7 protein-coding genes are annotated in these 8,222 nt (G+C 43.0%); 6 read left to right on the plus strand and 1 reads right to left on the minus strand.

Annotation, left to right across the window (positions count from 1 at the left end; all coding sequences use genetic code 11):
• Positions 1–348: 348 nt before the first annotated feature.
• From PF479_RS20485 to PF479_RS20505, 5 genes are read left to right on the plus strand one after another with little or no spacing between them, the layout of a single operon-like run.
• Complete coding sequence (locus PF479_RS20485) at positions 349–1,419, plus strand: TRAP transporter substrate-binding protein (protein ID WP_298010901.1); 1,071 nt, start codon at positions 349–351, stop codon at positions 1,417–1,419.
• A gap of 60 nt (positions 1,420–1,479) precedes the next feature.
• Positions 1,480–2,040: a TRAP transporter small permease subunit gene (locus PF479_RS20490; protein WP_298010903.1), complete on the plus strand. Its 561-nt coding sequence runs from the start codon at positions 1,480–1,482 to the stop codon at positions 2,038–2,040.
• A complete protein-coding gene (locus PF479_RS20495) occupies positions 2,040–3,374 on the plus strand; it encodes a TRAP transporter large permease subunit (RefSeq protein WP_298010905.1) in 1,335 nt (444 codons plus the stop codon). Before PF479_RS20490 ends, PF479_RS20495 begins: the two co-directional genes overlap by 1 nt.
• 9 nt (positions 3,375–3,383) lie before the next feature.
• Positions 3,384–3,764 carry a Rid family detoxifying hydrolase gene (locus PF479_RS20500; RefSeq protein WP_298010907.1) on the plus strand — a complete coding sequence of 127 codons (381 nt, stop codon included), beginning with the start codon at positions 3,384–3,386 and terminating at the stop codon, positions 3,762–3,764.
• 33 nt (positions 3,765–3,797) lie between these two features.
• Complete coding sequence (locus tag PF479_RS20505; RefSeq protein ID WP_298010909.1) at positions 3,798–4,442, plus strand: GntR family transcriptional regulator; 645 nt, start codon at positions 3,798–3,800, stop codon at positions 4,440–4,442.
• Between the two features lie 152 nt (positions 4,443–4,594).
• Here the strand turns inward: PF479_RS20505 and PF479_RS20510 are convergent, their stop codons facing one another.
• Complete coding sequence (locus tag PF479_RS20510) at positions 4,595–6,895, minus strand: transketolase (protein ID WP_298010911.1); 2,301 nt, start codon at positions 6,893–6,895, stop codon at positions 4,595–4,597.
• Between the two features lie 259 nt (positions 6,896–7,154).
• Between PF479_RS20510 and PF479_RS20515 the strand changes: the two genes are divergently transcribed.
• Positions 7,155–8,066 (plus strand): TIM barrel protein, encoded by a 912-nt coding sequence (locus PF479_RS20515; RefSeq protein WP_298010912.1) that lies wholly within the window; start codon positions 7,155–7,157, stop codon positions 8,064–8,066.
• Positions 8,067–8,222 lie beyond the last annotated feature (156 nt).

Below are 8,222 nucleotides of genomic sequence, written 5' to 3' on the forward strand. Positions count from 1 at the left end.
ACAGCTAGACCACGTCCACACATCCTCTTGTCATCGAGTTTAGACAGCTGTCCGAGTTCCTTATTGCAGGTTCCATTGTGGATTTGAAGTTTTCCTCCACTGAATCTGTGTGGATGGGACCTGTGGATCCTTGTACTATTTCATCGAATTGTGCATTTGATTCTAAAGTATTTTAAAAAGATCCTGATATTCTGTTTGCTATATTTTGTCTGATTTCATTTAATCAATAATTAAATACAAATAAACATTGACAGATCCTCAAAGTCCTGTGAAAATGTATTCAATGTAGCTTATAAATTATAAATTATAAATTATAAGACTAGTCGAATATTGAGAAGGAGTTTGTTTATGAAAAAACGTGTTCTATCGTTAATGCTGGTTGCGGCTGCTCTGTTCAGTCTACTGGTTTCTTGTGGTGGATCTTCTACCGCTGATGCAGGAGAAGTGAAAGAAGCCCCTAAAAAAGTGATCAAATGGAAGATGCAGTCCTGGGCCTCCGCCGGAGACTCTACATATGATGCAGCTGTTAAGCTTGGTAAAATGGTTGAAGCTGCCTCTGATGGTAGACTGATAATCACTCCCTATAATGCAGGGGCTATTATTCCTGCTGGAAAAGAGTTTGACTCTGTATTGTCAGGTACAGTCGAAGCGGTACATGGTGCACCGGCCTGGACTCTTGGTTACTTCCCCGGAGCTATCTTCTACAACAATACTGTTGGTGGACTCACATATAATCAGCAGAGAATGTGGTTAAACTATGAAGGACTTGAACTGGCCCGAAAGAACTATAAACCTCTTGGTGCCCACTATGTCGGACCTCTGACTCCTCATAATGCTGAAGTTTTTATGCACAGCACAAAACCACTGAACTCTGTTGCCGACCTGAAGGGTTTCAAAGCCAGAATGGGTTCTGCTGCACTGAATGAAATCTTTGCCAGAATGGGTGCCGCTCCAGTATTCCTTCCCGGTGGAGAAGTTTATGAAGCTACACAGCGTGGTATTATTGATGGATTTGAGTATGTAACACCCTCTGTCAACTGGGGTATGGGATTTCAGGAAGTGACAGAGTATATGTATCTTTCTCCTTCCAGAGCTCCTACAGATGCACAGGCACTTTTTGTTAACCAGGAAGTCTGGGATGAACTGCCCAGAGACCTTCAGATTATTGTAACAGCTGCAACATTTCAGATTGCTGATGAATACTATACACAAGAGATTGTCAATGATGCTGCAGCTCTTATTGAGTTTGAAAACTATGGAACAAAAATTAAGAAAGTTCCTGCTGACATCGAAGCTCTCCTATTCAAAACAGCGGATGCCTACTATGCAGAGCAGGCTGATTCTGATCCTGCTTACAAAGAGATCTATGATTCTGTCATGGCATGGAAAAAGGTTTGCAGCCAGTTTAATATTCAGTAATTTTTGAGAATATCCCCTCTTGAAAAAGAGGGGATAACTTTTTTCAGGAGAAAAATTTATATGGTAAAAGAAATTATCAAAAAATTTGTAACAGGAATCGATAAAATGAGTGACTTCATGGGACAAGTCGTCAAATATTTGATTCTTGTACTAATATTCGTACTCTGCTTCGAAGTAGTTTCCCGTTATGTTTTTGACAAGCCGACGATCTGGGCGATGGAAACTTCTAAAATGGTTTTCGGAGCTATCGGGTCTTTGTGCTGGGGATATACTCTAAAAATTGGAGGACATGTCAGGGTTGACCTGTTCTACACCATGTTTTCAAAAAAATGGAAAGCCATCGTTGATGTAACACTTACCGCTTTATTTCTATTACCAATAGAACTCATCCTGATTTATACGGGGTATAAGTGGGCGTTTTTTGCACTCAAAGTAAATGAGAGAATGGTAGACAGCAGCTGGTTACCTCCTTCTGCTCCTTTCCGTTTTGTTCTGGCAATCGGGTTTACACTGTTTTTCATTCAGACAATTGCTGAAATTATTAAAGATATCTATTTTCTCATAATGAAAGAAAGCCTCATCGAAGTTGATGATACAAATAAAAAGGAGGTATTAATCTAATGGATATTGTACTAACTCCTGAATTCCTCACTATTGGAATGTTCTCCGTACTTTTTGTAGGTGTCCTCACAGGTTTTCCATTGGCTATCCCTATCGGTGGTGCCGGCCTTTTTTTTGGTTTTATGATGTTTGGCGATGCCTCATTCGATATGATTTATACGAGAGTTTACGCACAGTTGACCAATACTGGTTTTATGGCGGTACCTCTCTTTGTTTTCATGGGAGGAATGCTGGAGCGTTCGGGTATTGCCAGGCGGATGTATGAAAGTCTCTATATCAGCTTTGGACGTTTTAGAGGTGGTCTAGCCATTGTCAGTATCATGATCGGTACTATCATGGCTGCCTGTATCGGTGTTATTGCCGCATCCATCTCCATGCTGGCTATGGTTGCTCTCCCTGTTATGATCAAACGCGGTTATGATAAAGGACTGGCTACAGGATGTATCTGTGCCGGTGGTACCCTGGGTATTCTTATTCCTCCCAGTATTATGCTTATCGTTTATGGTCCCGCGGCCTGGATCTCTGTAGGTAAGTTATTTTCAGCAGCCTTTGGCCCTGGTCTGATGCTCTCGGTATTGTACATGCTCTACATTGCCATCCGAGCCTTCTTTCAGCCCAGTATTGCTCCTGCCATAAGCAAGGAAGAAGTTGGAAATTATACTTTCCTGACAAAGTTAAAGATGCTTGTTACATCCCTGCTTCCTACTTTAATCCTTATTCTGTCGGTATTGGGTGCTATCTATACGGGTATCGCAGCTCCAACTGAAGCCGCTGCTGTGGGAGCCATTATTTCAATTTTCCTCACCATTGCATATCGTCAATTTAGTTTTAAAGCCCTTATGGAAGTCTCCCTGAGTACAATTAAGTTGACCTGTATGGTTCTTTTGATCGCCAGTATGTCGACAGCTTTTGTCAGCGTCTTCCTTTCAGGGGGCGGTGGTGATGTTGTAAAAGACTTTATTCTGGGATTTCCCGGTGGTAAATGGTCTGTTTTTGCCATGATCATGGTCGTTACCTTTGCATTGGGAGCCTTTATTGACTGGGTCGGTATCATCTTTGTTCTTGTTCCGATCCTTTCTCCTATTATTCCCATGTTGGGATTTGATCCCCTCTGGTTTGCCATGATGATTATAGTCAACCTGCAGATGTCATTTTTGACACCTCCCTTTGCTTATGCCATGTTCTTTTTGAAAGGAGCGGCAGATCCGGAACTGGGTATTGAAACAAAAGATATAATCAGGGGCATGTTACCCTTTGTCGGAATTGTGGCCCTGGGCCTGGTCCTTATGATCATCTTCCCGCAAATTGTGCTATGGCTTCCCAGTAAAATGTAGCGAGGTAGTATGAGTATTGAATATATTGAAACAGAAAATGCTCCCGCTGCATTTGGACCTTTTGTTCAGGGAGTCCGGTTTGAGAACCTGGTCATTACTTCGGGAGCCTTGCCTTTACATCCCTCAAATGGGGAATTCATTGGCGGGGATATCAAAGAACAGACCAGACAGACCCTGGATAATCTATCTGCAGTACTTGAAGCGGCAGGTTCTTCACTGAAAAAAGTTCTGCTGATTACTGTCTATATGACGGATATGGATAGGTTCTCCGAAATGAACGAGGTATATGCCAGCTATTTTCCTGGACGCTGTCCTGCAAGGGCTGCCGTGGGCATTAGTGCTCTGGCTAAAAATGCCCAGATTGAAATGCAGGCTATTGCTGCCCGCTGAGGAGGTATTCTTTCCGATTGGAGTTTAAAGTATATGGCTGATAGACATTTGAGTTTGAACGAGGTGGCCTATCAAGCCATCAGAGAAAAAATTATTCAGGGTGAATTTAATCCGGGTTGCAGAATCCGGGAGGATCATCTTGCAGATGAAATCTCTATGAGCAGAACTCCAGTTCGGGAAGCTATTAACCGTTTAGTCTCTGATGGATTGATTATCAATAAAGCCCGTAAAGGACTGTATCTGATAGATCCAAGCAGGGAAGAATTTGAGAGTTATCTGGATATCCGGATAGCTCTTGAAAAACTTTCTGTTGAACAGTGTATTGATCGAATAGAGGAAGAGGGGCTGATGAGAATTTCAGAGGCCCTTGATGAATTCGGTTTTAGAATGAAGAATAAAAAGTATGATCTCTGTAATCAGCTGGATGGTGAATTCCATCTTCTGATTGCAGAGATTTCCGAGAATAAAAAACTTTATACCATACTCGATGAGCTCTCTTCTTTTTTTCTACAGACTCGAAGTCTGGAAAAGAAAGAAAATCCCGATGTTAAGAACATTAAGACTCTCAGGGAACATCGGATTATCTATGAAGCCATCCGGAATAAAGACAAAGTGATTGCCAAAGAGGCTCTTTTTAAAAATATAGATACAATGAGAGATAACCTTCACCTTCAGTGATTCCCCCGAATAATACAATTCTGCATCCATTCTATTGAAATGGCAAATCTCCCGGTATTACTTTCGAACCTTACTTGATCTCATATTTGAAAAAAAACCGGATTGAAAACTTCAATCCGGCTCTAAATCTATTTATTTAACAGCAAGCCGATCTACTGTAAGGATCCAAGCAGTTCTTTCATCCTCTGTTCTTTTTCTTCGGTAAACCTCTGAATCCCTTTGAAAATCCATTCGGGAGACAGCCTTGCTTCATCCATTATTTCAGCTAAGGTTCCACCGGTTCTCCAGTTGTTATCCCAATCCGGGGAGATGGCGTATTGTTCTGAAATATAATTGAAGGTGAATTCGGGCATCAGTTTTTTACCTGAAGTAGTTATGATTGTTGAGTTCATCCTGTCTCTCTTCCCGACAATGACAGATTTATATTCATCACTCTGGAGTGCAAAGAGTTGAGGACTCGATACATATACCAGCTTTACATACAAGCCAGCCTTTTCGATCATCGGCAGAGCTTTGACTGTATTGGCCATGGCGGATGTGCCCTGTATGTAAAAGGTTCCTTCTTCAGGTTTTCCCTCTTCAAAGGCCCGGACAATATAGGCTCCCTTTGCCGCATCCAGGTGAGAGGCCATTTTAAGTGAGTTCCTGTCTGGAATCTCGACGTTTGGTCGTGTCAGATGAAGAACAATGATAGATGGTTTTTTCAATTTAAGAGCTGCCGCCAGTACGACGGGTACTTCATTGTACTCCCAGGGGTACAGGTTTATCACGCTTCCTTCAGGAAAGAGCTGGGTCACACCCGGTGCAAAGACTCCAAAGTGTGTTCTGCTGTCATCAGCGGTTTCCGGTCCTGAATGGCTGGCAACATAAATGACTTTTCCCAGCTGAAGATCGCAGTCCTGATCCATCTGGCTGTACAGTCTGAGCATTCCATACACGAGGTATGAGAAGCTTCCGTAGGTCGAAGTCGCCCCCCAGAAACCGTCAAAGTCCTCTACGGGATTATCGCTGAAATTGACTGAGGCCATTCCTGCCATAATTCCGGCATTTGCAAATTCTGTGATGGATTGGGTCAGCAAGGCTCCATTTTCGGTCCCGGATCGTCCATACCAACCATAACCTTCAAAACCATTTTTACCCTGAGCAAATCCCGAGATATTGGTAGATCCGGCCAGGTCGGCTGAACTGGCTATAAAGAGGGGTCGTCCGTATTCCTGTGCTCCGAAAGAGTTGATCCAGGCTCCCCAATCTCCCAGTGCGGCCCTATTCGCTTTCATTTCACCGGGGGCCGCTGTGAGTTCACTGGGATAATTATTGTAATCATAGATTCTTTCGTCTTTGAAGGGATTGCCTTTTTTTCCAAGTTTAAAGCCTTCTATCTCATCGGGGACGCTATCCCCGATTGTGACGAGTCTGTCTGCAATAAAATCAACAAGTTCCTGATCGGATTTCAGCGTCTCTGCTATGACCTTCAGATTCTGTGTAAATTCATTTCTTAATTCAGTTTCATCTTCAGGAGCTTCTCCGCCGTAGTTTACAAATTCTACACCGTACTTTTCACAGAACTCTTTTTTGGTTTCCCAGAATACTTTCCCGTTTAAAGGGTGGGGGGCGCCATGGGATGAATTATCATATTTGAGGTATCCCCGGCCTTTTCTTGTTTTAAACCAGAGGACTCCAGGCTGTTTCTCTTTGTTCTCAAGATTGATCAGGGTCTGCATATTTTTCTGGAGGCTTCCCCAGTCACTGCCGTCTTCGGTCCCGCACACCTTCCATCCATGCCCTTTGAACCAATCCTCGGGTGTTCCATAGACCTTTGTACTGGTGGGGTTGTCATCGATACCGTAGTCGTTCCAGTCTACGAGAAAATACAGATTGTCCAGTGACAGACCCCAGGCGGAATTTGCAATTTCATGGGTGACTCCGGGAGTTAAACCGCCTTCCCCTTCCAGTAGAAAAACTTTAACCCCTTCAGCACCGGCTCTTTTCAAAGCCAGAGCTGCCCCGGCTGCCGCCGCAGACCCATGCCCGGAGGGGCCTGTGTTGAATTTCAGAAAAAGCGTTTTTCCTTCCATTTCGGCATGGCCCGACAGGCCTCCTTTCCGGCGGAAGTCTGCCAGATCTTCCCAATACAATGCCCATTCCTTTTCATTGTGAATTTTGTACTGTGGGTCTCCGGTCTGCTGGTATTTTATTCTCAAAGCTTCATTCAATACGGCAAATGTGGCATAGATCAGAGGGATTGTATGTCCTGCACCCAGGATGAATCTGTCACTAAATTTTTTATGGGGATTTCTAATATCCCATCGCATGGAATCGCCTAATAGAAGGGTCAGCAAGGCATGTACCTTCGATCGGGAACCTCCGGGGTGCCCGCTCTGTCTGTAGTTGATGATCAGGTCGATATTCTGATCTATTAGATCTTTTGTTTTCTCTAAGTAAGAATAATTCATTTTTTCTCCTTGAATTACCGGAGCTGTGTTATAGCTTCGGTGCATTAGTTGCCCAAGGCCAAAGCGCCTTAAAGGGGAGTGCAAGATTGAGTTTTCCCATCTGAATTCTGCTGCAAAAGTTGCTCTTATATAGAATAAAGGGCATATTGTTTTCTGTCAATATTATAAATAATAAATAATAAATTATAAATTATAATAAAATGTGCTATTATATAGATCCCATTTGAATTCTGGATAAAAAAATGTAAGGAGTATTTCCGTGAATAAGAATATGAGGAGCTATATCGCTCCCGGGATCATTCATTTTATGGCTTTCCCTGAAACCATTAAGGGTGACGGACCGATCGTAGAATCTGTCTTGAAAATAGCCGAAGATGATTATTTTGATTTTATAGAAATGGCATGGATCAAAGACAATGTCCAAAGGAACGAGGTTAAATCGATCCTTGATACTGCCGGAATGGGCATTGGTTATGCCGCGCAACCCAGAACTCTCTTAACCGGTTTAAATCTTAACCATCTTGATAACCATGAAAGGGCAAAGGCCGTGGCGACAATCAAGGAAGGAATTGATGAAGCTTATGAATTAGGGGCCAAAGGTCTTGGATTCTTAAGCGGAAAGTGGTCAGAAGAGAGTAAGGACGAAGCTTTTGAGGCTCTTGTAGAATCTACAGGGGAAATCTGCCGATATGCCGCAGGCAAGGGAGATCTAAAGATACACCTTGAAATATTTGACTCAGAGATTGATAAATGCAGCCTCATCGGTCCTGTATCCCTGGCAAAAAAGTTTGCTGCTCTCCTCTGTCGGGATTATGATAACTTTGGCCTGTTACCCGACTTGAGCCACCTTCCCCTTTTAAAAGAATCGGCGAAAGAATCACTTGTTCCCATTGCAGACTATATCAGCCATACCCATATTGGAAACTGTGTTATGAAGGATCCCACTATGCCCGCCTATGGTGATCAGCATCCTCGTTTCGGCTTTCCCGGGAGTGAGAATGGAGTTGAGGAATTGGCAGAATATCTTAGAGTCCTGATTGATATCGGCTATTTGGTAGAAGGGGCTCCCAAGCCTGTCAGCTTTGAAGTGAAACCCTTTGAACATGAGTCCTCGGCTCTGGTTATAGCCAATGCAAAGAGGGCTTTGAACGCGGCTTGGGTCGTATTGTAATACTCCTCTTTGTCGATTGGATAGGCAATGTTCAATAATAGAAATCTTCTCCCGAATCCTTTGCGGGAGGAGGTCCTTCATAAAATAGTAATATTTATCAAGAGTTCTATTCTGCATCCATATAACCATTTACTTTAAGATTGAATTGGTTATATT

The organism is Oceanispirochaeta sp. (assembly GCF_027859075.1).
GTDB lineage: Bacteria > Spirochaetota > Spirochaetia > DSM-2461 > DSM-2461 > Oceanispirochaeta.

What these genes read in the sequence shown, in the direction of transcription:
- PF479_RS20505 (WP_298010909.1), top strand. Translation starts at nt 3,798, where the DNA reads ATGGCTGATAGACATTTGAGTTTGAACGAGGTGGCCTATCAAGCCATC.
- PF479_RS20495 (WP_298010905.1), top strand. Translation starts at nt 2,040, where the DNA reads ATGGATATTGTACTAACTCCTGAATTCCTCACTATTGGAATGTTCTCC.
- PF479_RS20510 (WP_298010911.1), bottom strand. Translation starts at nt 6,895, where the DNA reads ATGAATTATTCTTACTTAGAGAAAACAAAAGATCTAATAGATCAGAAT.
- PF479_RS20500 (WP_298010907.1), top strand. Translation starts at nt 3,384, where the DNA reads ATGAGTATTGAATATATTGAAACAGAAAATGCTCCCGCTGCATTTGGA.
- PF479_RS20485 (WP_298010901.1), top strand. Translation starts at nt 349, where the DNA reads ATGAAAAAACGTGTTCTATCGTTAATGCTGGTTGCGGCTGCTCTGTTC.
- PF479_RS20490 (WP_298010903.1), top strand. Translation starts at nt 1,480, where the DNA reads ATGGTAAAAGAAATTATCAAAAAATTTGTAACAGGAATCGATAAAATG.